Raw genomic sequence first — 24725 nt, 5'->3', positions numbered from 1 at the left:
CATTCTCAAAAGAATTTCTCAAAGCTGACCCGAGTGAAATTAAACAGGCTTTTAAAGATTCTATATTTAGTATAGTATTTTGTTATCTTAAAATAAAAGAGTCCGCTCATTTAATGTCCGGACTCTTTTTATAAATCGTTTAAGAATTATTCTTCTACTTGAAATTTTCGGCTGACTTTCAGTAAATTGCTGGTGTAAGCTACGACATTTTGAGCTTCTTGTATCATTGTAAGATATACCATGCTCACCTTCAGACTTCCGGTTTGTCCTTGTATCCGTTTCAGCTCGGCACGTTTTAATTGGGCAAGACTGTTGATCAGATGATTTGCAGTAGATATGGCCTCTTCAAAATTTGTGTAATCATTTTGAAGAATAATATTCCGTGCTTGTTCCAGAAAATCGGTAATACCTTCTGAAATGTGTTTGAATTCTTCTTTTTGAGCTTCCTGCAAAGGGTTGAAGTTATTGTCGGTATGTTCCAGACAAGGTTCGCATATGCGTCCTATACTATATATGACTTCACTGATAAAATCATTTCCTTGATAATAATACAATCCTTTCTCAATAGCGGTATTATTATCGAGATGAGCAACTCCTAACGTACCTATACGTTTTACTTTTTTGATATGGTCTTTTTCATCGTCGATAAGATTCATTGCCTTGCGTAATCCTCGGTAACTTTCGGACATAAACGAGTTGACTGTTTTGTCAAAAGTTTGTGAGGCAACTTCCAGTATAGCTCCAAGTTCATCTCTGGTATGTTTTCGGAGTAAGGATAGGGCTTCTTGTGTATCGTGACTGCTCATCAATTTTTGTACGGTCGGATCTCCTTTCTGTTTTGTAAGAGCTTTTTTATAGACTAATTGGCTACGAATAAGACTGAATATAGCCAACCCGATAAAAGCTATGATAGCGATTGTTCCTCCAAAATGTATAATAGTAGTAACAAAGAAGCAGATAAAAAATGCTGCTCCGGCAGTAATAAACCAACCGCCTATTACAGATAATACTCCGGTAATACGATATACTGCACTTTCGCGACTCCAAGCTCTGTCTGCAAGAGAACTTCCCATAGCTACCATAAATGCCACATAGGTAGTGGAGAGTGGCAATTTAAGAGCTGTTCCCATTGCTATCAAGAACCCTGCTAATACCAAGTTTACAGAGGCTCTGATTAAGTCGAATGCCGCCCCTTCAGCTAAAATTGCATCATCTGTATTGAATCGTGCATCGATCCAGCGTTTTGTTTTGTCTGGGACAATATTGGATAGGCTTGAACTGATAGAACTTGACAACCGCACGATAACTCGAGCAACGGGTGAAGTTCCGAAAGCTTCTTCTCCTTCTTCCTGACGTGAGAGATCTACTGAAGTTTTTACTACATTATGAGCTTTTTTAGAAGTAAACAGTGCTATAACCATAATGAGTCCGGCAGATACGAGAAAGTACCATGGAGTATGTGCTGATCCCATAAGAGAAGTCATTAAATATGTGTCGGGATCAGCTCCTGATTGAGAGCTGAAATCGATAAATGATGAATAACCGGCAAGAGGAACTCCGATAAAGTTTACAAGGTCGTTTCCTGCAAATGCTAAAGCTAATGCAAATGTTCCCATTAGAACAATAACTTTAAATACATTGATATGTATCCATTGGAATATTTGCATCAATATGGTAGAGCCGATAAAACAATATAAGATCAGAGGTCCTGTATTTTCTTTTATCCATAGTTTGTTTTCTGGGGTCATAAACGATGATTCTTTTAGCCCGCTGATCAGTACGAAATAGATAATTGTCGTTATTGCTATTCCACCGAAGATTGCAGCGAAATATTTCATCTGTTTTTTATAATTGAATGTAAATATGAGGCGGGCGATATATTGTACCACAGTACCGAAAAAGAAAGCAATAGCTACGGAGACGAAAATAGCCAGAATCACGGATAAAGCCTTGTCTGTATTTAGCAATTGTCCGAATTCTAAAGAATGGTCACCGGCGATTTTTATGATAGATAATGCGAATGTTCCGCCTAAAAGTTCAAATACCAAAGAGACTGTAGTCGATGTCGGCATTCCCAATGAATTGAACATGTCGAGAAGTACGACATCTGTAAGCATGACAGCAATGAGAATACACATAATCTCGGTAAAATAGAAATGTTCCGGTTGGTAAATTCCGTGACGTGCTATATCCATCATTCCGTTGGAGAGGGATGCCCCGACAAAAATCCCGATTGCAGCAATACACATGATTGCTTTGAATGGTGCGGCTTTTGCCCCGATTGCCGAATTTAGGAAATTGACGGCATCGTTACTTACTCCGACTACTAAGTCGAATATGGCTAATAGGAAAAGAAAAATAACGATTCCTAAGTAGAATGTTTCCATATAAGTTCCTTTTTGTACTTTTAACGGACGCAAAGGAATGAAAAAGATGTTACAATAAAGTTACAAAATGGGAAATGTTGACTTTTTGAGGAATTATCTTTGTTTAGGGCCTATCTAAATTTTCCAATCTAAACTTTTTCTGGTTTTAGAAGTGCTTTAGACCATTCTTCTTCATTAAAACCGGTAAGAACTGTATTTCCGGATATTAGTACCGGACGTTTGACCAACATTCCTTCAGAAGCAAGTATTCGTAAAAGTTCTTCTTGCTGCGTATTTTTAATTTTGTCTTTAAGATTCAGTTCTTTATAGCGTAATCCGTTTGTATTGAAGAATTTTTGTATAGGCTTCCCGCTTTTCTCAATCCATACCGATAATTCTTGTTGTGTCGGATTATCTGAAACAATATCACGAATTGTTACATCTATATGGTTATTTTTTAGCCATTGAGCAGCTTTCCTGCATGTTCCGCATTTAGGATATTGTATAAAAAGAGGTTTCATAATCATTTTTGTAATAAAAAATTGTACATTGTATTTGAAGCAAATTTATGAAAATCTTTTTAACCCATACCGAGAGAAAAAGATGTTTTTTGTTGGGGGAGTATACGAATAAAGATTTTAAATAAATTTGTTTTTATCATAAAAGCTTGTGTCTTTTTGATAATTAATATTTACATTCGCAAGAGTGAACAAGTGTAAAAAATATTCTGTGAATACACATATAGAAAAAGAAAATGATCAATATAGGAAACTACTGTCTTTGGCACGTATAGGATGGTGGGAAGCTAATTTTAAAAATAGGACGTATCGCTGTTCTGATTTTTTGATAGATTTGTTAAACCTTCAATCCGATACGATCGGTTTTGAAGATTTTAAACTTTTAATAAGGGAAGATTTTCGGGAACGCATTAAGAATGAATTTTCTTCTATTTTATTGCAAGATGTGTATGAGCAGTCTTTCCCTGTTTATTCTAAGTATGGAGTTATATGGGTGCATTCAAAATTAGGAGAAAAGAGTTTGAATGAAGACGGACATTTGTGTGCTTTCGGTTTTTTGCAATGTATTGATAATCCTGAGGATATAAAAGATCGGGGATTGTCATTGGAACGTGTGAATAATCTATTATATCAGCAAAATTCAATTTCCCGTTTATTGTTGCAATTTTTTAGATCAGATAATGTAACGGGGGCTATTGATAAGATATTAGAAGATATTTTGTATCAATTTAAGGGAGGATATGTGTATATAGCCTCATATGATTGGGAAAATGGAGTATTGGATATTCTTTCGGAGTCGGTTAGGGAAAGTATGGAAGGAAAAAATCGGAGTATACGTAAGCTTCCTGTTGATAGTATGCCTTGGTGGACTCAGCAGATTATGAGTATGAAGCCTATCGTATTATTCAATTTAGATGAACTTCCCGAAGAAGCTGTTTTGGAAAAAAAGAGACTTGGGGCTCGAAATATAAAGTCGTTGATGGCTGTTCCGATGGTTACTGATGATAGTGTGTGGGGATTTATGGAAATCGATATGATCGATGTTTATCGGGATTGGAGTAATGAAGATTATCAATGGTTTACCTCGATTGCAAATATTGTCAGTTTATGTTTGGCGTTTCGGATATCAGAAAAGAAAGCGGATATGGAACGACTTTATTTGAAAAACTTGTATAAGCACATGCCAATAGGTTATGTCAGAATGGAGTTGATAAATGACGATCAGAAGAATGTTGTAGATTATAGGCTCGTTGATGCAAATGAGGCGGCACTTGAAATTTCCGGATTGAAAAAGGAAGAGATAGGAATGTTAGCTTCAGAGCTTGATGTTATTTCGTTTTCTCGTTTAGTAAAAAAATTGTCGAGTTTTGATAATTTGAATGAGCATGCAGAGATAGATATAACATTTCCCCGAACAGGGAAAATAGGACATAATATTTTGTATTCTCCTGAACCGGGTGTTGCAGTAGTTTTGTTTAGCGATATTACCGAAAGTGTAAAAGCACATGAAGCGCTTGATCGGAGTGCGAAAATTCTGCATAATATTTATATGAATATTCCTGTGGGAATAGAATTGTATGACGAGAACGGTTATTTAATCGATATGAATAACACGGATATCAATATTTTCGGGTTAAAAAGTAAACAGTCGGCTTTGGGAATCAATATTTTTGAAAATCCGAATATTTCTGATGCGATTAAAAATAAACTAAAACATCAAGAATCGGTTTCTTTTCGCTTTAATTATCCGTTTAAAGCTGTTGAGAATTATTATCCGACAAATAAAAAAGGATACATTGATCTTTATACGAAAGTGAGTATTTTGTATGATAATCGGGGAAATTTTTCTAATTACTTATTTATTAATATCGATAATACCGAGATAAATAAGGCTTATAGCCGTATTGCGGAATTTGAATCGTCGTTTTCGTTGATCAGCAGGTTTGGGAAAATAGGATATTGTAAATTTGACGTGATTTCCCGTACAGGTTATGGAATTACTCAATGGTTTAATAATTTGGGAGAAGAAGACTCTACACCTTTGGATCAGATAATTGGTGTTTATCGTCATGTTCATGAGGAAGATCGTCAGGCATTGTTTGATTATACCGTACAATTGAAGAATAATGAGATAGACAGTTTTAGTAAAGAACTTCGTATTCGTAACGGGAACGGATGGAAGTGGACACGGGTAAATGTTATTCGTGATGTAATGAATAATACTCCCGGTAAGTTGGAGCTTATCTGTGTTAATTACGATATTACGGAGCTTAAGGAAACTGAGCGTAAACTGATAGAAGCCCGGGATAAGGCAGAAGAAAGTGGCCGTCTGAAATCTGCTTTTTTGGCAAATATGAGTCACGAGATACGAACTCCACTTAATGCGATAGTCGGTTTCTCGGAGCTATTGATGAATACTAATTCTTCGGAAGAAAAACAGGAGTTTATGAATATCGTGAAAGAGAATAGAGAATAATGAATTGTTACTGCAATTAATTTCTGATATTCTTGATATATCGAAGATCGAGGCCGGTACATTCGATTTTGTTATAGGGCAGGTAAATGTCAATCTTTTATGCGAGGAAATTGTTCGTTCATTGCAAATGAAAGTTTCTCCTGATGTGCATCTTCTTTTTGAAAAACCGTCTGTCAATCCTATAATTCCCGGAGATAAAAATCGTATAAATCAGATTATTACTAACTTTGTGAATAATGCGATCAAATTTACCAAAAAAGGGTTTATACGTGTGGGCTATAGGGTGCATGATAAAGAATTGGAATTTTATGTCAGTGATACGGGAGTTGGAATCGAACCTGATAAACTCGGTACTATTTTTGATCGTTTTATAAAACTTGATAATTTTGTTCATGGGACGGGACTCGGTCTTTCTATCTGTAAAAGTTTGGTCGAGCAAATGGGCGGAAGAATAGGGGTAGAGTCGAATCCAGGAATCGGTTCTCGATTTTGGTTTACTTATCCGCTGAATGAAAATTTTATTTCTGGTGATATGTGTGAAGAATCGAAACATGCTCTGTCGGAAGGAGTGTTACAGAAAGAAAATAGAAAACCTTTAATTTTGGTTGCAGAAGATACGGATAGTAATTTTTTATTGATTTCCGTTATTTTGAAGAAAGAATATGAGATTATCCGAGCTACAAGTGGAATTGAGGTGATAAAACTTGAAGAGGTATATAATCCGGATGTAATTCTTATGGATATACGTATGCCGGAAATGGATGGTATAGAAGCTACATTTAGATTGCGCGATAAAGGAGTAAAGACTCCGATAATTGCAGTTACGGCTTTTGCTTTTGATCAGGACAGAAACCGGATTCTCGAAGCCGGATGTGATGATTATATCAGCAAGCCTATTTTTTCAGCGATATTAAAAGAACGAATACGATATTGGTTGAATGAGAAAAGAAAATTATAGAAAAAGTATATGTCCTGGAAACTAATGATAATTTCCGGAATATTTTGTTTGGTAAATCCCTTGGTTTCTTTTTGACAAAACTTTTATTTTTTTGCCCATTCTAAAATTATCGGGCTATTAATTGTTACTCCGAATTGTTCGGCTTTAAGTAAAATATTTCGTGCAAGTTCCGCTTTTTCCGTGTCGGGAGCATATCTAAAATAAGCTTCAGCTGCTCTTACGTGAACAGCATCGGGCATAGGGAAGGCTCGTTGTTGCGGGAGGCCGAACTCTGAATTGTTGAGTTCCCTTCGTTCGGTAGTATCGAGTTTGTCAGATGCAGTCATTTTTTATTATTTGTTTTGTTCTACCTTCAATTAAAAACTCTGTTTTTTCTTTAGCTTCTTCCGGAGTCAAGAATCCCGGGATAAAGAGCGGTTTCCCGGTTAGGGGGATGAACATGGTTGTCGGAGATGTTTGAATATCGTATATTTGTGCTATTTGAGGGTCTCGGTCGATCAATACTTGATAGAAATTAACTTGAGGAAATAGTTTTTTTAAGGGATCGTAAACGTCCCGAATACCTTTTTCGTATAGATGAACCGAGTCGTGGAAAACAATGACGGCAGGATTTATACCTCTGTATATCCATTCTGAGCCGTGAGTAAAATCAGCTATTTCTTTTATAAAACGAGCTTTCGATAAATGTTCTAACATATTTGTTGAGTTCTAAGTTTATAGGAGTAGAACACTTGTAGCATCCTGAAAGATTTTTATTTCTCTTTTTTTTAACGTATCATTCAGAAATATGTGTATATATATTTATATTTGTGGCAAATTCTATATTCCAATTCCCGAATTTATTATGCAAAATTTGATCAGAAAGTTCAATATATTTATTCGTAAGCCTTTTTTTAGTGATTACCGGACAGTTTTCGGATTGTGGATGTTGTTGGCGGTGATAGCATGGGTGATGAAATATTTCCATCATTCATACAATAATTTTATGATTTTCCGGCAAACATTTTGGCATGCTCTTTCACGTTTGTCTTTGTATGCAGAATATCCTGCAGAATATTTCGATCACAATCATTATGGTCCTTTTTTTACATTATTTGTCGCTCCGTTCGCATTTACACCAGTATGGTTAGGTTTACTCAGTTGGTTATTGTTTTTGTCATTTTCGTTATATGTTGCGACTCGTACTTTACCGCTTGAAAAGAAAAAATTGATATTTATATATTGGTTTTGTGCTCATGAGCTGTTGACGGCATTGTTTATGTCTCAGTTTAATATCGGCATTGCCGCTATTATTATATTATCGTTTGCTTTGATAGAAAAAGAGAAAGATATTTGGGCGACTTTGCTTATCGTTATCGGATTATTCATAAAGCTGTACGGAGTCGTCGGGTTGGCGTTTTTCTTTTTCTCCCGTCATAAGTTTAAGTTTATCATTTCTTTTATCGGTTGGTCCGTTTTTCTTTTGATATTGCCGATGTGGGTATGGGGCACTGATTATGTATTGAATCAATATGTAGAATGGTTTGTCAGATTATCTGCTAAAAATCAAGATAATCAGTTCGCTTTGATGCAGAATATATCATTATTGGGAATGATCCGAAAAATATCCGGTATAGCGACATATTCCGATTTATATCCGATATGCACAGGTTTGTTGTTATTCGGATTACCTTATTTGCGGATAAAACAATACCAAAATCCAGCTTTTCGATTGACTTTATTGGCATCAGTTCTGATGTTTGTTGTTCTTTTTAGCACGGGTAGCGAGTCTAGTACTTATATTATAGCGTTTATGGGGGTAGCTATTTGGTATGTAGCAGCGCCTTGGAAGAGAAGTCGAACAGATGTTGTTTTGATGGTTTTTGCATTTATTCTGACCAGTATGTCTCCTTCAGATCTTTTTCCGGCTTATTTACGCAAACATTATATAACGCCTTATGCGTTAAAAGCATTACCTTGTGTTGTAATCTGGCTCAAATTGGTATATGAAATGTGCTTTAAAGATTATGCCTTTCCTAATTATAAAATAATGAATATGGTTAAAGAGTAAAAAATTATTCAGATTACCGTTCAAATATTCTCAACCGTTAAAAGTAACCATGAACACTCCTATTCTTAAACCCTCTGAGCGATTGAAAGTAGTAGATTCTCTGCGGGGATTTGCATTGTTGGCAATTGTATTGTTACATAATCTGGAACATTATAATTTATATTTTATTCCAGATTTTTATCCCGAATGGTTGCAATCTATAGATAAGTTTTTCTGGGATATGATTTTTTTCTTGTTTGCGGGGAAGGCGTATGCTACATTTTCGTTATTATTCGGTTTTAGTTTCTATATTCAGTTTAGTAACGCCCGGAAAAAGGGAATTGATTTTCGGGGGCGTTTTGCATGGAGAATGTTCCTTTTATTCTTGTTTTCACAATTTCATGCATTGTTTTATAATGGCGATATTCTTTTGCTTTATGCAGTAGTCGGTCTTGTATTGATACCTGTGTGTAAATTGAGCGATAAGAATGTTTTAGTTATTGCGGTATTTCTTCTTTTACAACCTTATGAGTGGGGACGTTTGTTGTATGCCGCATTTAATCCTGATTATGCAATTACGAATAGATATGTTCCTTATGCTATCTTATCGGGACAAGTTACAAGTCAGGGAACTTTTTGGGAAGTCCTTTGTTCGAATATCTGGACAGGACAACTGTACAGTAATATCTGGCAGGTAGAAGCCGGTCGATTGTTCCAAACTGCAGGATTATTCATGCTCGGGATGCTGTTGGGGCGCAGACGATATTTCGAGAAAAGCGATGTTTCTTGTCGTGTATGGCATCGGATTTTGAAGTCGGGAATTGTTATGTTTATTCCATTATATTGTCTAAGAATTTTTGTTCCGGATTATATAGAGAATTCTTCAGGGAAGATTCCTTATACTATTATAATTCAGTCTTTGTCAAATTTCGTTTTTATGGCAATTCTTATATCGGCATTTACATTGTTATGGTTTAAGAAAGAATCGGGCTATAAATGGCAAAATTTTATAATACCCTATGGCCGAATGAGCCTGACAAATTATATTACGCAGTCTATTATTGGGGTAGCGATTTATTATGGTTATGGATTATGTTTGTATAGAAGTACTGGAGCTGTTGCAACATTATTGATAGGTGCCGCTATTTTTATATTTCAATTATTGTTTAGTCGTTGGTGGTTGAGTAAGCATAAACAAGGTCCGTTTGAGTATTTGTGGCGTAAAGCGACTTGGATGGGATATAAACGAATTTAGGGTTAATAAAGTGTATATAATGAAATGATATATTCAATGTCCTTTGTGATATTTTATGTTAAAGAATAAGGAGGTAGTATAAATAGTTGTCTTTACCGACTATTTATAATAAAAATATGCTTCTTCTTTCAAAATAAATGCCGTTCTTTGACGCATCAATGAAATAAGTTTATTTTAATCTTCATTTTCTGAGTGAGTTCTCATTATACTACATATTGAGCTTTTCTGGCAAACGTAGGCTACATAAACTTTTCTTGTTTTAAACATAGTATTATCAAAAGAAAGTATTTATTATGAAATCTTTTTATATGGGAAATCTAAAGATAGATTTACCTGTAATTCAAGGGGGTATGGGAGTAGGAATTTCCTTATCCGGTTTAGCCTCAGCAGTAGCTAATGAAGGTGGAGTAGGCGTAATCTCTTGTGCCGGGCTCGGTTTGTTATATCCTAAATTGTCGACTGATTATTTAAAAAACAGTATTTTAGGGTTAAGAGAAGAGCTTCGTAAAGCTAAAGAAAAGACTAATGGAGTGATAGGTGTCAATATTATGGTAGCATTAAGTAATTTTTCGGATATGGTGAAGACTGCTATTTCTGAAAAGGCCGACATCATATTTTCCGGTGCTGGTTTGCCGTTAGATTTGCCTTCTTATTTGGAAAAAGAAAGTAAAACAAAGTTGGTACCTATTGTTTCTTCGTCACGAGCTGCGAAACTGATTTGTGAGAAGTGGAGAAATAATTATGATTATCTGCCGGATGCAATTGTTGTAGAAGGTCCTAAGGCCGGGGGACATTTGGGATATAAAAACGATCAAATTGAAGATGAACATTTTTCGCTGGAACATATTGTTCCGGAAGTTATCGAGGTGATAAAAGCCTATGAAAAATCCGGACACTGTAAAATTCCGGTTATTGCTGCCGGAGGGCTTTACACGGGAGAGGATATTTATCGCCTTATGCAGTTGGGAGCTACCGGAGTTCAGTTGGGGAGTAAATTCGTGACGACAGAAGAGTGCGATGCTTCTCCAGTTTTCAAACAAGCATATATCGATGCCGGACAAAGTGATATTGAAATTATTACCAGCCCGGTAGGAATGCCGGGGCGTGCAATATCGGGAGAGTTCACTCGAAAAGTAAAATCAGGAAGTGAAAAGCCTCGACGTTGTGCGTTTCATTGTATCAAAACATGTGACTATACTAAAAGTCCTTATTGTATAATAAAAGCACTTTATAATGCAGCAAAGGGGAATATGCAAAAAGGATATGCTTTTGCTGGGGCAAACGCATATCTGTCGCAGAAGATTGTGAGTGTACGAGAAACTATCGATATCCTTAAAAAAGAGTTTATGCAGGCAAAGGAGTCTGTTAAGTAAGGGGAAGGCTGATATGTAAAATTTTTGTGACCGTTCAGGGTAATATTGATATATTATTTTTGAACGGTTTTTTGTAAAACGAGGTAGATGGTTGTACGGGAAAATCCTAATAAAATGTTAAACGGATTCTAAATTTTTATTCAGATAATTACTAAAGAACATATCCTTTCTCGAAAAATTATTATCTTTGGAAATATTAAAAGGTGTCATGTAAATAGAATTTCCGGTAAATGAGAAACACAGCATTTAAAATAGCATAAAGTTAAAAGTGTAACTTTACCAGAAAATAAAATTATTATAATATTTTGATCGAACATTTCTCACAATAAAACACACGATGTCTATGAAAACAAAAAATTGGGGTAAGGTTTACCTGATAATGTTACTTGTATGGATTCCGTTTTTCGGGAGTGCAAAGAAGAATAATGTTACCATTTATCCGATGCCGAGAGGAGAAAAAATCAGTACAGAATATGCTGTTTCTGTTGCCGGGCGAGATGTCCCGGTTTATATCGCTAAAGTCGCACCTTTGGATAAACGGAAAAGATGGGATGCAATGGATAAGCGTCAATGCGGAGAGGGATATTATGATATTGCGTCTTTTGCTTATTTTGATTTGAACGAAGGGAAGGCTAAAATAACAGTTACAGTTCCGGAACAGATAGATTCAGTGAAAGTATTGCCCTCTTCTTATGGCATAAAACCGGATATTAAAGGGAATAAACTTTCTTTTACGGTGTCTTCACCGCAGAATCTGACGATAGAGGTAAATGGAGAGTGGATTCGATCTTTACATTTGTTTGTAAACGGACCTGAACAGAATATCCCAGACCCGAACGATCCGAATGTTGTTTTTTATGGACCGGGAATTCATGAAATTACTCATGTTGAGGTAGGAGATAATAAGACGGTATATGTTGCCGGAGGTGCGGTTGTCCGTTTGACGATAGGGGCGGATGAGCCTTTCCATGTTTCAAAGTTTGGATTAAAAGGGTATTCGAAGGCTTTTTGGCTGAAGGGAAATAATATAACTTTTCGGGGACGTGGTATTTTAGATGCGAGTGCATGTACTGTGCATTCCCGTCATATGATCGGAGTACGCGGTGAAAATATACGTCTTGAAGGGGTTATTCTCAGAGATGCGCCATTGTGGACAGTTCCGGTCGATTGTTCTAAAAATGTAGTGATAGATAATATTAAGTTATTGGGGCGGCGGGCAAATTCAGATGGTATAGATATTTGTAGCAGTGAAAATGTCTTAATTAAAAATTGCTTTATCCGTACTTTGGATGATTTGATTGTTTTGAAAACACCGAGAGGCATGAAAGATATGAAACATATAAGAGTTGAGAAATGTGTGTTATGGAATCAAATGGCTCATTCTCTGAGTATCGGGGCTGAAATTACACAGCCGATAGATGATGTTTTGTTTACCGATTGCGATATAATTCATGATATCGGAAGGGAGTGGGCTTTGCGTGTGTACCATACAGATAAGGCATTGGTGACGAACGTACGTTTTGAGAATATTCGCATTGAAGAGTGCAATAGGTTGATGTCTGTTTGGATTGGAAAAGATGTGTGGACGACAGATCCTGAACCGGGTAGAATCGATGGCGTTACTTTTCGTAATATAACGGCTTTTGGTAAAACTCCGAATGTGGAGGTTGTCGGTTTTGATGAGATGCATAAGGCAAAGAATATTCTTTTTGAAAATATTCGTGTAAATGGTCGATCGTTGATTAAGGACGATGTATCGGTTAATAAATATTCTGATAATGTTATGGTTAAATAGTGTAGAAAGAATTTTTTCTGATTGAAGAATCCGAATTTTTTAGATACAGTAGTTTGATGTTAATGATTATGCGGACTTTTGGAGGAGACCGTTAGAATGTGATTCGGAAATTTTTTGAAGAATCCGATTCCGGAAATATAGAATTGTCCATTTCCTTAATGTTATAGTTAATGCTTGTGGGTCATGATATCGAGAACTATTTTATCGGTTTCATTCATCCCTTGAGAACCGATAAGAGTAAGATTTCGAATGCATTGATCTACATCATTTTCAATAATGCCTTCTACGGATGTTACACATTTTTGTTCCATTGCCAATATTGCTGATAATACTGCTGTTGATACGCCGCTGGTTAATTTTAATGCACAACTCGGTTTAGCTCCGTCACAAATCATTCCTGTAAGATTTGCGATCATATTTTTTACTGCTGCTGTGATTTGAGGGTATTTACCTCCCATAAGATAAGTTATTCCGCAACTCGATCCGGTAGCTGCAACAACGCAACCGCATAAAGCGGATAATCTTCCGAGACTTTGTTTTATGTAGATTACGGTAAGGTGACTTAATATCAAAGCCCGGATCAATTCTTCCTCTGTTTTTCCATTTTCTTCAGCATAAATGACAATAGGTAATGTTGCCGCTATACCTTGGTTACCGCTACCTGAATTACTCATTATTGGGATCATAGCTCCCGCCATGCGGGCATCACATGCAGCAGAAGTGTAAGATAGTATATGAGAAAATATGCTGTCACCCATAATTTTGTGTTCAAATTTCCCGCGTAAAGTTTTTCCGAGACTATGGCCGAAGTCGTATTTAAAAGACTGTTCTGCAGCGTATTTGTTGGTACGGGCACTTTCGAGAATAAATCGTATCTCGTTTATTGGAGAGGTTGTAGCAAAGTCATAAACTTTTTGTAGATTCAGTTCAAGGACTTGTTTTTCATGATTGTTGTTTTCATCAAGTTTCTTGTCTAATAATACATCATTATTTTTGGATATGTAAATAAAATGAGTATGTTCCCCCGCAATTATTGCGGTAGAATGATTCTGAGATGTCTGACAACAGACTTCGATATAAAGTTTTTCTTGAATATTTTCTTTTAGAGAAATGCTGATCGATTTTTGATCAATCATTTTTTTCCCTCTTTTTACAGCTTCATGTGTACATTCTTTTAGAACCTCCAATTGATATTCAGATTTTCCGATCAAAGCACCTAACGCTATGGCGATAGGTAGTCCGATCATTCCAGTACCCGGTATACCGACACCCATAGCATTTTTTAATATATTGGCACTTAAATATACAGTTATTTTTTCTGGTATTGTCCCTAGAATTTCCTTGGCTTTGGCTGTGCATAGGGCAACAGAAATAGGTTCGGTGCATCCGATTGCCGGAATGACTTCTTGCTGTATCAGTTTAAGAATTTTTGTTCTTTCTAAAGTATCCATCAACCTTATTTTATGCTTCAAAGATAGCGAAATTTAATGGCTTGTATAGGTTTTCTGATAAGAGAATATTATCTGGCCATTTTTGTAAGTTACATCGTCTTCTGCTATTTGAATTTATCGAAACGAAAAAATATTCTTGGAAGTAATTTTTGAAAAATGTTCATGTAAAATTTCGGCAGACTATGGAGCTTGTTTTTATAGGGTATATTTCTCATATATTTTGTAATAGAGTTCTCTGGAATCTTATTTTTCTAATGATAATTTGATACATTTGCAAAATATTTGGGATAAGTATATTTATGGGTAAGATAATGGAAGAAAAAAACAAGGGAACTAAAAAACCGAAAAGGAATGGTACTCGACCAGCTAAGAACAGTGGAAAAAGGATTGGAAAATCTCGTCCGGAAAAAGCAGATAATGCACGTAACCGTATATTAAAACAGGTTTGAATTTTCAAACCTGTTTTATACGGTTATTATTCGTTTGCATGAATAATTTGTGAGAAAGGAATATTATATTCTACTCCTAATAATGTATGATATTCTTTGCAGAAATTATCGTATGTGTTTTTTGCTATTCCTTTTTTCCCGCTGTTATATAATAGAGTACATTTGACTTGTAACGCTTCTTCGTTTAGTATATCGTGAGAAAATATGGTCTCTGCAATTTGTAACCGGAATTTATCATTGTGCAAGAACTCTTCTTTTTTTAAGAGTTCATTTAATAAATCGATAGTTGCACAAGAATAATCGCTTTTAAAATTATCTAACCAGACAAATTGGGTATTAGGAAGTAGTGGCCCGTAAAATAGTAATTCGAGTAAATCATAGAAAAAAGATTCTTCTTTGTGCTGACTGTTAGTAGCTTCTTGAATGTATTGAAGAGCCATTTGATAATCACAGTATGCAGGATTATCGCTTTCTATTTTCCAGAAATTATTATCTTGCACGATACGGACATTTCCGATCTTTTCTAATAATGACCTTAATTTACTTAGTGAGACGTTTCGGTTGTTTTGTGCAGATTTTTCGCTTTTGTCCCCCCATAAAGTCTCGTCTATTTTTTTATTGGTAATACCTCGTTCATCTTTTTGGCTATGCAATAAAATTAATAGCAATAGAGATTTTAGAATAGGTGTGAAACTGCCTGATATATCATTACCTTCTTTATCTTTAACTTGGAATTTTCCCAATAGACGAATACAAGAGTGGGTTGAATCGAAGATAGGCTTGCGTTTAACTTCTTCTTGATCGGTAGAACCTGAAGGTAAAGAGGTTTCTGGTTTGATAATCGGGGCTTTAGTTTCCGAAGAATTATTTTTTCTTTTGAAGAAAATAAAAGCAATACTTGCCAATACAATTGCAATACCGAGAAGGGTGTAAAATATTTTCGGTTCAGATTTTTCTTGTAAAGTATTGACATAAGATAATGTTGGATAATGGATAGAATAAATATCGAATAGTGATGTCGAATCTTTATATTGTTTACAGAATAATGCGTATATTTTTTGTTTTTCAGGGAATTGATACAGAGTGTAATTGATTCGTTCGTCAGATTTTAAATCTACATTGATATCATCTGAAACTCGTTCTAATCCGGGTTTGTCTATTCTTATTTTTACAAGATAGGGTTTAGGATTGATAATAAGAACATAGAAACTATTATCAGACGAATTGTAAATCATGTTTCTTCCCGGGAAAATATTTACGGTGTCGGGCATTTCTATATTCCATAATTTCTCTGTTTTAAAAGTTTGCAAATTGATTTTATACAGATCATAATAATTGTGCGGAGACATTTCTTGGCGACCTGATTTGCACCCTCTTCCTCCAAATATGTATAGATTATTATCGACTACGGCCGATGTTGCAAAGAAACGAGGATCGATGTCTTCGATTTTAATTTTTTCCCATTTCCCGGTATATGGTTTTATTTTGAATAAATCGTTTTTATATATATAATGTCCATATCCTCCGAAGGTAATTATAGAAGTATCCGTCGGATTATAAGTTTGAGTATGATCATAATATTGCATATCTACTTCGGGGACAGATTTGTTTTCCCATTCGTTAGTTGCCGGCATATATCGGGATAATGTTTTGTTATTGAGATCGAAAGATATAAGTTCTTGAGTATCGGGAATATAGAATAATCCGTCATTCTTGTCTCCGGCAGGATATCCCGATATATCTTTTATAATTCTTTCTGTTCTCGTAACTACATTATAAGTATAAAGGGTCTGTAAGTCTTGATTAGACAAAAAATAGAATATTCCGTGAATTGGATCGAAATCGAATTGAGGTTCGTCTTTTTGTTTGATACTGAATACTTTTTCCCATTTACTATGAGTATTGATAAGCCAAATAGGATTATCTGCATGAGCAGGTATATGTCTTATTGAATCTAAACAAAAGCTTTCTTGGTGTTTTCCTAATTGCCAATAACGAATTAGTTTATTTCCTTCATATACTCGTATGTTTTTTATATTTATAGGTGCAGCTTCCGGAGATTTATATTTGGGAATTCTGCAAGCTCCGAAGCTAACTTGAAAATTATGTACATTGGAAAAAGAGTGTTCAAAACTTTTCTTTTGAGAACCGAAAGTAAGTTCTATTTGTTTGTTCTCCGGTAATAATGAAATTTTTACAGGTATCCATCTGTTATGTTCTATTGTGGCGATGTTATATCTTTTTTCATTGACTAATAATGAAACATATACATGTTCTCCATTATTGGGGGAGATTAGAAGATCAATATTCTCTCCGGTATTGGTAATAATCCGGTTTATGAAACCAAAAAGAATGGGTTCTTTACGAATATAAAGATCAAAAGATAAAGAAACCCCTTTAGAGGATAATTGGAAAGGCTTTCTGTCATTCAGAATGAGTCCGGTTCGTTGTGCTCCGGTATATTGGTTTGATTTAATATATAGACCCAAATTCAGATCTTCTGCATGGAGCGATACTGCAATAAGAAAAAAGAAGAATAAAAATAAACGCTTCATTTATTATTTTTTATGCACTTCAAGTTTTAGACAGACTAACTATCATGCAAAGAAACGAAAAAAAAACGGCATTTTTATTTATTTGATGTAAATAATGCTTTTTTTTGTATTTCTACTTGCTTTCTGTTTTAAAATCAGGTATATATAATATAATTGATGGCAGCCTATTAAAAGATAGTTTAGCATTGATTTTAAGGTGAGCAAATTATAGTGAAAACTCGGACAGGCTTTAAGTAGATTATAAAATCTTTTATTCAAGAATATTGAAAATATTTAATTACGTTTTAAGGTTTTTGTAATTTGTATGAGAAGGGCACATTTTGTCGAGAAAGTGTATATTAATGAACAATTAATATTTTATTTGGATGATCGAAAATAAAAATGGACGTATTGTCTTTTTGTATGTTTTTAGACAATCATAAAAAAATGAAAAAACAAAAAAATTCTTTCGTTTAATTTGAATTTTAGGTTCAAATTAATCTGTTATTACTCAAATTTTAAGACAGATATTTTATTTTTGTCTTGAATTTAGAATTGTTTAGATCTTTGTTCAGAATTATTCTGAAAATATTTTTCTGATTTTATGAGATAATAGGCTGAAAGACGAAGTAGGGTTGAGGAAAACATCCCCGAAAGAGGTTCGAAAAATTTGAATATATAATTTTATTATCATTTTATTATCGGAAAATTTAGATAGATTCTTGAAATCGTTTTTATTGTAATTCGAAAAAGTCAGTTGAATCTAAATAAGCTTTTAAGATAGGTTTTAAAGAAGTACTTTAAATATATACAAACACAAAAAAATAATTTATGAGAAACATCCAGAATTTTTTGCTTGGTGCGTTAGCCTTGTTGGTTTCCTGTAGCACACCGAATGTTACAGAAAAAACTCCGGTAGATTACGTAAATCCTTACATGGGAAATATCAGCCATTTGCTGGTTCCGACATTTCCTACTATTCATCTTCCGAACTCTATGTTAAGAGTTTATCCTGAACGTCCTGATTACACGTCCGACCAAATTAAAGGATTACCCTTAATTGTAACCAGCCATCGTGGAAGTAGTGCATTTAATCTGAGTCCTTATCAAGGTCGTGAAGAAACTCTACGTCCTGTCGTGAATTATACTTATGATAATGAGGTTATAAAACCTTATTATTATAGGGTATATCTTGATGAACAAAATACAGATATAAAGTATGCTCCGAGTTATCAATCGGCTCAATATGAAATTTCGTATGAAAAAGATGCTCCGGTTTATTTGATTTTGAATAGTAAAAACGGAGCGATGCGAGTAAATGATAATACGGTAAGCGGATATCAGCAGCTTGAGAATAACACTCGGGTATATCTTTATCTCGAAACGGAAAATAAACCCGAAAAGACCGGTGTATTGCAAGATAATAAGTTAAATACTGAATTGGACACTATTCGCGGAAATAACGCATGTGTTGCATTATATTTCGGAGATAAAGCTCAAGTGCAGAAAATTCGTTATGGCATTTCTTTTATTAGCGAAGAACAAGCTAAGAGCAATATGGAACGTGAACAAAAATTCTATGATGTGAATGCTTTGGCGGAAGCCGGGAAAAAAGTTTGGAATGATGCTTTAGGTAAAATAGAGGTTCAGAGTCCTGATGAAAATGAAAAGACTATATTCTATACTTCTTTATATCGGTGTTATGAGCGTCCCGTCAATATCAGTGAAGATGGAAGATATTTTAGTGCATTTGACGGGAAAGTACATGAAGATGGTGGAAATGCATTTTATACGGACGATTGGATTTGGGATACATATCGGGCGACACATCCTTTGCGCGTATTGATAGACACGTTGACCGAAACGAATGTAATTCGGTCTTATATATTGATGGCAGAACAGATGGGTGATATGTGGATGCCAACCTTCCCTGAAATCACTGGCGATTCTCGTCGGATGAATTCGAATCATGCCGTTGCGACAGTTGCGGATGCATACGCTAAAGGATTGAGAGGTTTTGATTTGGAAAAAGCTTATTTGGTATGTAAAAAAGGAATAGAAGAAAAAACTTTAGCTCCGTGGAGCGGAAAACCTGCAGGTTGGTTAGATGATTTTTATAAAAAGAACGGTTACATTCCGGCTTTAGCACCGGGAGAAAAGGAAACAGTTCCTGAAGTTCATCATTTTGAGAAGCGGCAACCTATAGCGGTTACTTTAGGTACAAGTTATGATCAATGGTGTCTTTCCCAGATTGCTGAAGATTTAGGGAAGAAAGATGATGCGGAACATTATTTAAAGTGCTCGTACAATTATCGAAATGTGTATAACCCTGAGACTCAATTCTTTCATCCGAAAGATAAGAATGGTAAATTTATAGAACCATTTGATTATCGTTTTTCAGGAGGACAAGGTGCTCGCGAATATTATGGTGAAAATAATGCTTGGGTATATCGTTGGGATGTACCTCATAATGTCGGAGATCTGATCGCTATAATGGGAGGAGTTGATCGTTTTATAGAAAATTTGAACCAAACTTTCCGTGAACCGTTGGGACGGGGAAAATATTCTTTCTATGCACAGTTACCGGATCATACGGGTAATGTAGGACAATTTTCTATGGCGAATGAACCCAGTCTTCATATTCCGTATCTTTATAATTATGCCGGTCAACCTTGGATGACACAGAAACGTATTCGCACGTTATTGAAAGAATGGTTTCGCAATGATCTTATGGGAGTTCCGGGAGATGAAGACGGAGGCGGTATGTCTGCTTTTGTTGCATTCAGCTCGATGGGCTTTTATCCGGTGACTCCGGGTAGTCCTACCTATAATATCGGTAGTCCGATGTTTCCGTATGTAAAAATGACTTTAAGCAATGGAAAAATATTTGAAATTATTGCCGAGAATTGTAGCGATGAAAATAAATATATTCAGAGTGCAACCTTAAATGGAAAAGAGTTGAACCAACCGTGGTTTAATCATAGTGATATTGCCAATGGAGGAAAACTTGTGTTAAAAATGGGTGATAAGGCGAATAAAGCATGGGGCAGTGATTTGAAGAATGTCCCTCCATCAGCTAAATCACTGTAATATTATAGTTGATTCGAAATACACACATAATTAAGAAAGCCCCGAGGAAAATTTTCCTCGGGGCTTTTTGTGGTTTTATCCTTTATATTGATATGAGTCATGGGTGTTGTGTATTTATTATTTAATAGAATTTAAGCATGGTAGAAAAAATTGTAAGTACAAGAAAGAATATTTAGATATAGTGTTTGTTAAGTAACAAACAGAAGTCTTGGAATCATTTTTATGATTCCTGATCTGTTAACATTTTCTGAGAGGACGTCTGTAGAGAAGATATATAAAAGAGAATACTTCCTATTTAATTGAAATTAATGTCTTGGGTTAATTCTGAATTAAGAAGTTTTTTAAGGTATCCCGTTTATTTTTGTACCATAATTCAACTATAACACAACATGAAAAACAGAGTATTGATAACATTTGTATTACTCTTATCTGTTATCGGGGTAAATAGAGTTTTCGCGCAAAAATATGAAAATAACCGTTATGGATTGACATTAGAAAAGAAAGAAAACGGTTATGTTTTGAAAGATGCTAAAACAATTGAACGTTTAGAAGTATTCGATATTGAAAAAGCTCCGGCAGATATGTTTGTACCTTATAAGCATAAAATGCGAAAACTTAAATCCGAAGATTTTAATCAGTGTACGACTCTCCATTATGTATTTAAAGAATATCCTAATCACAAATTAGTAATAGAAGTCGATTTACCAAAGAATAATAAGGATAAAAAAATACCGTATATGGTATGGATTCATGGTGGAGGATGGCATGGTGGAGATTGTATGGGACATAAGGGAATTTCTACTTATTTGGCGTCTCATGGTATTGCAGGTATAAGGGTTTCGTATTCTTTTCCGTCTGACGGTTCTAATTTTAAAGACTCTTATCAGGATTTAAAGGATGCATTGAAGTTTATCCATAAACATGCTAAGGAATGGAATCTCGATGAGAAGAATTTCGGTTTCGGAGGGCATTCCGCAGGCGGGCATCTTTCTTCTTATATGGCAATGACGACTAAAGGAACGAAATTTCTGGTTGCATTTAATGGAATATACGATATAGAACATGTCAAACCGGGATTTGTACCTGGAAAAGATTTTACCTATTTCGGAACAACGGATTCCCAACGTGCGGATGCATCTCCGGTTAATAAAGTGCCGAAAAATCCTCCGTATGTGATACTTACATATAGCGGGGGCGATTATTTGGTAGATCAGGACCAGATGCTTCGTTTTGAAAAAGCGCTAAAAGTGCGTAATGCTCGAGTAGAAACTCATTATAAAAATTATTATTCACATGCAGGGTTTATAGGAGGGTCTGATATTTATGAAGACATGATGATTTATGTACTGAAAAAAGCGCAGGAGATTTTACAATAGGAGAAAAAGAGAGGATAGAAATGGAACATGGAATAACATATAAAAGAGAGAAACATTATGAACAAACGATTATCTTCTTATTTTGCTGCCGGGTTGATGGCCTGTTTGGTAGGCTTTTCGGGGAATAAGGCAGAGGCTCAGGAAGTATTTTCCAATAACTGGTATGTCGGAAATACCGAAGCCGGTGAATGGATACGTTACAAACAAGTTTATTTGGCTGAAGGTGACTACCGTTTCACTACCAGAGTCGCTGCTCGTAGGGATAACTGTAAGTTACACCTTGAGTTGAATAACGAAACTTTGGTAAGCGGTGTTAAAGTGCCTGCTACTCAAAACGGAGAATTTACTTTGGTGCATTTAGGCCATAAGCATTTAAAAAAAGGCTATTATGACATAAAACTTGTTTTTGATACGGATGATATCAACTGTGACATGATTTTTATTCGTAAGAGCTCTGCAACATCAAATAATGTATTAGATGATGATATTCAATACAGCTTGAATTGGGATGATCCGATGCCTATTTTTGCGATTACCGCTACGAATTTTACCAGTGCGGCTTTGGCAAAGTGTGGAGATAAAGGCGATAATGGGAGCTGGACGGATAAAAATAATAACTATTTTACTGCCGAGCAAATGCTGAGATGGTATAAGCAGCAATTATATACTTATACGCCAGAAAATACTGAGGAAGCAATGGACCAATTGGTTTCGGAACTGGTCGAAGCTAAAGTGGAAGTAGCTTATATGCATGGACGAGGAGATCATGATAAGGTGCATAATGTCGATGACCGTCTTTATACAGGAGGTCCTGGAGCTTTCGGTCCGCGTCTGATCAAACGATTTGTAGACGCGGTAAAACGTTCACCTTATGCTAAGGACCATTTAAAAATGGCCTATTTTGTAGATAATGCTGTATTTCCACGTGCTTATGATGATCCGAAGTATGGCAATACGACCGGGAAGACAATGGAATGGGGTGATCCTGATTTTCAGGAATATATTTGGAACTATATGTTTAAACCTTGGTATGAGGTCGTTCCGAAAGATATGTTATATATACGTCCTTCTTCCGGAGCTGTACCTATTCAGTTGTGGACGGCTAATTTTTCGGAATACGACTACAATAAAAAGGATAATAAAATATTAGAGTTTTTAGAATATATCGAAGGTAAAATGGATGAAACTTTCGGATTGAAGGTCGATTGGATTTTACCGGATAATTTCTGGAAAAGAGATCCGCGTACTGAAGAGAAAGCTGCAGGTATTCAGGGATGGTTTACTTGGGGAGCTAATATAACACCGACACCATGGGAGTTTAAGGGAAAGTATTATAGTTTTGCTTTTAATGGAGGACGATTGCCCCTGAATAATGTATGGTATAACGATTGGGTATATGATAAAGACCCGATACTTGAGACCGGAACTCCTGTTTTGGATAACAGTGGAAAGCCCAAGGATGATGCTCATTTTTCTTCATTGGCAAAAGATGGAAAAACGCCGGTTATTCGTGAAATTTTCGAAAATGGCAAAAAAGTCAAATCAGAGTGGATTGTATTGGAATCTTGGGTAGACTGGGCCGAGGGGTCAACGTGGTATCGGAGCGATCATCCGGAATATTTATATCCTAATCAATATATATCATTGGTTCGAGAATTTGCCGATGAAGAATCTCAATGTATTCTTCTTGAGGCGGAAGGCTGTGACGATTATTATGATAAAACTCCGGGAAACTCGGGCGGCGCTTATCGGTATGAATGGCATCACGGTAAAGAATCCGATTTGGATATCTATCGTCCTCTGCACAATATCTTAGATTTGTGCAAACAAGGAACTGCTTCTTGGCCGTCAACTGCACACGTAACGAATTTTACGGCAGGATTTAATGATGTATGGCAGAGTACATCGGTAGGAAATATTGTTTGTAAACCGATTCATGGAGAAGATCCGTCCTCATCTTTTCTTCCTATCGATAAAAAGCCGAGTGGATCTTTGAAAAAATTAGCATTGGGAAAATATTATGCTTGGGCTATAACGGATGTAAGCGGAAATAATAAAGTTTATCGTACGGAATTACAGCCGGGGGCGGCTTGCAATCAGGCTTATGGTTGGGTAGATGTGACGAATGGTCAGCCGATGGCGGATCTTGATCTGAATATGCGAGAGGTTTGGGGTATCGATGCCGAAGGTGCTGTATATTATCGCAATTTACACGGGGAAGTTCGTCTTGATGGAGGTACGAAGCAACAGACAAATTGGATCAAAGTGGGAGATGATAATATCCGGTTAAAGTCGATTACGGCCGATGATAAATTCGTATGGGGATTTACTACTGACGGGAAATTAGTTCGGATGTCTTCTGAAAGTAAGAAAGGTTTTCTTGAAGTCGGAAATCCGTATAATCTGACTAAAATTGATGCCGGTGGCGGTGAAGTATGGGGTGTTAATGAAGACAAAGAAATTTATCGAATTAATTCATCCGGAGCAGGAGAATGGGAACGTATTTTGACAAATGGTATTATTCCTGACGATAAGGCAGAAAATGTCAGTGTCGGATATGAATATGTTTGGATACAAGGAGTACCTGTTACTACCGGACGATCGAAATCTTCTACATATTATCGGGCGATTTTGGATGGATTCCAAGGTAAAAGTGTTTATGCTTTGGCGGGCAGTTCTACGGGAACGGGTGTGGATATTACAAATGCAGAAACTAAAGTATCTGCTTTCCCGAATCCGTTTACAGATTTTGTTCGGGTAGATGTTTCTGCATTTATAGCAGAGCCTGCACAGGTTGCATTATATGATATGAAAGGTAATTTGGTTATGTCCAGAATGGAACAGTTGCAGGAGGGACAAAATCGTATTACATTGAATACTTCGAGTCTGAATAATGGTGTCTATATTCTGAAAGTGATTTCAGAACACAGTAAAGCAATAATAAAGCTGGTAAAATAAAAGATTGTTTTAGGTTGATTTAGTTTGGTAAAAAAGAGAGAAAAGGCAAATGTTTTTGGGCATCTGCCTTTTCTCTCTTTAATTAATATCCATTTTT

The 24725-nt window shown here is 35.7% G+C and carries 15 protein-coding genes; 9 read left to right on the top strand and 6 right to left on the bottom strand.

Annotated features, from left to right (window positions below; translation table 11 throughout):
- Positions 1-146 precede the first annotated feature (146 nt).
- Positions 147-2387 carry an inorganic phosphate transporter gene (locus QUE35_RS05385; protein ID WP_031258790.1) on the bottom strand — a complete coding sequence of 747 codons (2241 nt, stop codon included), beginning with the start codon at positions 2385-2387 and terminating at the stop codon, positions 147-149.
- A gap of 128 nt (positions 2388-2515) precedes the next feature.
- On the bottom strand, positions 2516-2887 hold the full coding sequence (locus QUE35_RS05380) for an arsenate reductase family protein (protein WP_031258788.1): 372 nt from the start codon (positions 2885-2887) through the stop codon (positions 2516-2518).
- 208 nt (positions 2888-3095) lie between these two features.
- On the opposite strand from QUE35_RS05380, the gene QUE35_RS05375 reads away from it, so the two are divergent.
- The gene (locus QUE35_RS05375; RefSeq protein ID WP_022601937.1) at positions 3096-5360 is read left to right on the top strand and encodes a histidine kinase dimerization/phospho-acceptor domain-containing protein; all 2265 of its coding nucleotides are present in this window, start codon (positions 3096-3098) and stop codon (positions 5358-5360) included.
- A gap of 4 nt (positions 5361-5364) precedes the next feature.
- A complete protein-coding gene (locus QUE35_RS05370) occupies positions 5365-6318 on the top strand; it encodes an ATP-binding response regulator (RefSeq protein ID WP_022601936.1) in 954 nt (317 codons plus the stop codon).
- A gap of 83 nt (positions 6319-6401) precedes the next feature.
- Here the strand turns inward: QUE35_RS05370 and QUE35_RS05365 are convergent, their stop codons facing one another.
- Both QUE35_RS05365 and QUE35_RS05360 read right to left on the bottom strand, forming a co-directional pair.
- Positions 6402-6644 carry a hypothetical protein gene (locus QUE35_RS05365; protein WP_022601934.1) on the bottom strand — a complete coding sequence of 81 codons (243 nt, stop codon included), beginning with the start codon at positions 6642-6644 and terminating at the stop codon, positions 6402-6404.
- Positions 6631-7014, bottom strand: coding sequence for a YbbN family protein (locus tag QUE35_RS05360; protein WP_022601931.1), 384 nt, complete (start codon positions 7012-7014; stop codon positions 6631-6633). Before QUE35_RS05360 ends, QUE35_RS05365 begins: the two co-directional genes overlap by 14 nt.
- Before the next feature lie 148 nt (positions 7015-7162).
- Between QUE35_RS05360 and QUE35_RS05355 the strand changes: the two genes are divergently transcribed.
- The 4 genes from QUE35_RS05355 (at position 7163) to QUE35_RS05340 (ending at position 12770) form a co-directional block, all read left to right on the top strand.
- Positions 7163-8368 carry a glycosyltransferase family 87 protein gene (locus QUE35_RS05355; protein ID WP_031258786.1) on the top strand — a complete coding sequence of 402 codons (1206 nt, stop codon included), beginning with the start codon at positions 7163-7165 and terminating at the stop codon, positions 8366-8368.
- A 49-nt stretch (positions 8369-8417) separates the two neighbouring features.
- Positions 8418-9602, top strand: coding sequence for a DUF418 domain-containing protein (locus QUE35_RS05350; RefSeq protein ID WP_022390549.1), 1185 nt, complete (start codon positions 8418-8420; stop codon positions 9600-9602).
- Positions 9603-9895: 293 nt separating this feature from the next.
- Positions 9896-10975, top strand: a complete 1080-nt coding sequence (locus tag QUE35_RS05345) for an NAD(P)H-dependent flavin oxidoreductase (RefSeq protein ID WP_022601927.1) — start codon at positions 9896-9898, stop codon at positions 10973-10975.
- A gap of 343 nt (positions 10976-11318) precedes the next feature.
- Positions 11319-12770: a glycosyl hydrolase family 28 protein gene (locus tag QUE35_RS05340; RefSeq protein WP_031258783.1), complete on the top strand. Its 1452-nt coding sequence runs from the start codon at positions 11319-11321 to the stop codon at positions 12768-12770.
- Positions 12771-12937: 167 nt separating this feature from the next.
- Here QUE35_RS05340 and QUE35_RS05335 read toward each other — a convergent pair whose 3' ends face one another.
- Both QUE35_RS05335 and QUE35_RS05330 read right to left on the bottom strand, forming a co-directional pair.
- A complete protein-coding gene (locus QUE35_RS05335) occupies positions 12938-14221 on the bottom strand; it encodes an L-cysteine desulfidase family protein (RefSeq protein ID WP_022601923.1) in 1284 nt (427 codons plus the stop codon).
- Positions 14222-14696: 475 nt separating this feature from the next.
- Positions 14697-17225, bottom strand: coding sequence for a Kelch repeat-containing protein (locus tag QUE35_RS05330; RefSeq protein WP_022601921.1), 2529 nt, complete (start codon positions 17223-17225; stop codon positions 14697-14699).
- An 810-nt stretch (positions 17226-18035) separates the two neighbouring features.
- Here QUE35_RS05330 and QUE35_RS05325 point away from each other — a divergent pair.
- From QUE35_RS05325 to QUE35_RS05315, 3 genes are all read left to right on the top strand, one after another.
- Positions 18036-20294: a GH92 family glycosyl hydrolase gene (locus tag QUE35_RS05325; protein ID WP_022601919.1), complete on the top strand. Its 2259-nt coding sequence runs from the start codon at positions 18036-18038 to the stop codon at positions 20292-20294.
- 389 nt (positions 20295-20683) lie between these two features.
- Positions 20684-21670, top strand: coding sequence for an alpha/beta hydrolase (locus QUE35_RS05320; RefSeq protein WP_022601917.1), 987 nt, complete (start codon positions 20684-20686; stop codon positions 21668-21670).
- 57 nt (positions 21671-21727) lie between these two features.
- Positions 21728-24628, top strand: a complete 2901-nt coding sequence (locus QUE35_RS05315) for a DUF5010 domain-containing protein (protein WP_081705715.1) — start codon at positions 21728-21730, stop codon at positions 24626-24628.
- Positions 24629-24725 lie beyond the last annotated feature (97 nt).

The organism is Coprobacter fastidiosus, assembly GCF_030296935.1.
Classification (GTDB): Bacteria; Bacteroidota; Bacteroidia; order Bacteroidales; family Coprobacteraceae; genus Coprobacter; species Coprobacter fastidiosus.
Note: the sequence above shows the minus strand (reverse complement) of the source record. Positions and strands in the feature narration are given on the sequence as shown.

Coding starts and splice junctions, on each gene's coding strand:
- QUE35_RS05355 (WP_031258786.1), top strand. CDS start 7,163: ATGCAAAATTTGATCAGAAAGTTCAATATATTTATTCGTAAGCCTTTT.
- QUE35_RS05330 (WP_022601921.1), bottom strand. CDS start 17,225: ATGAAGCGTTTATTTTTATTCTTCTTTTTTCTTATTGCAGTATCGCTC.
- QUE35_RS05380 (WP_031258788.1), bottom strand. CDS start 2,887: ATGAAACCTCTTTTTATACAATATCCTAAATGCGGAACATGCAGGAAA.
- QUE35_RS05385 (WP_031258790.1), bottom strand. CDS start 2,387: ATGGAAACATTCTACTTAGGAATCGTTATTTTTCTTTTCCTATTAGCC.
- QUE35_RS05365 (WP_022601934.1), bottom strand. CDS start 6,644: ATGACTGCATCTGACAAACTCGATACTACCGAACGAAGGGAACTCAAC.
- QUE35_RS05350 (WP_022390549.1), top strand. CDS start 8,418: ATGAACACTCCTATTCTTAAACCCTCTGAGCGATTGAAAGTAGTAGAT.
- QUE35_RS05320 (WP_022601917.1), top strand. CDS start 20,684: ATGAAAAACAGAGTATTGATAACATTTGTATTACTCTTATCTGTTATC.
- QUE35_RS05360 (WP_022601931.1), bottom strand. CDS start 7,014: ATGTTAGAACATTTATCGAAAGCTCGTTTTATAAAAGAAATAGCTGAT.
- QUE35_RS05335 (WP_022601923.1), bottom strand. CDS start 14,221: ATGGATACTTTAGAAAGAACAAAAATTCTTAAACTGATACAGCAAGAA.
- QUE35_RS05325 (WP_022601919.1), top strand. CDS start 18,036: ATGAGAAACATCCAGAATTTTTTGCTTGGTGCGTTAGCCTTGTTGGTT.
- QUE35_RS05315 (WP_081705715.1), top strand. CDS start 21,728: ATGAACAAACGATTATCTTCTTATTTTGCTGCCGGGTTGATGGCCTGT.
- QUE35_RS05340 (WP_031258783.1), top strand. CDS start 11,319: ATGAAAACAAAAAATTGGGGTAAGGTTTACCTGATAATGTTACTTGTA.
- QUE35_RS05345 (WP_022601927.1), top strand. CDS start 9,896: ATGAAATCTTTTTATATGGGAAATCTAAAGATAGATTTACCTGTAATT.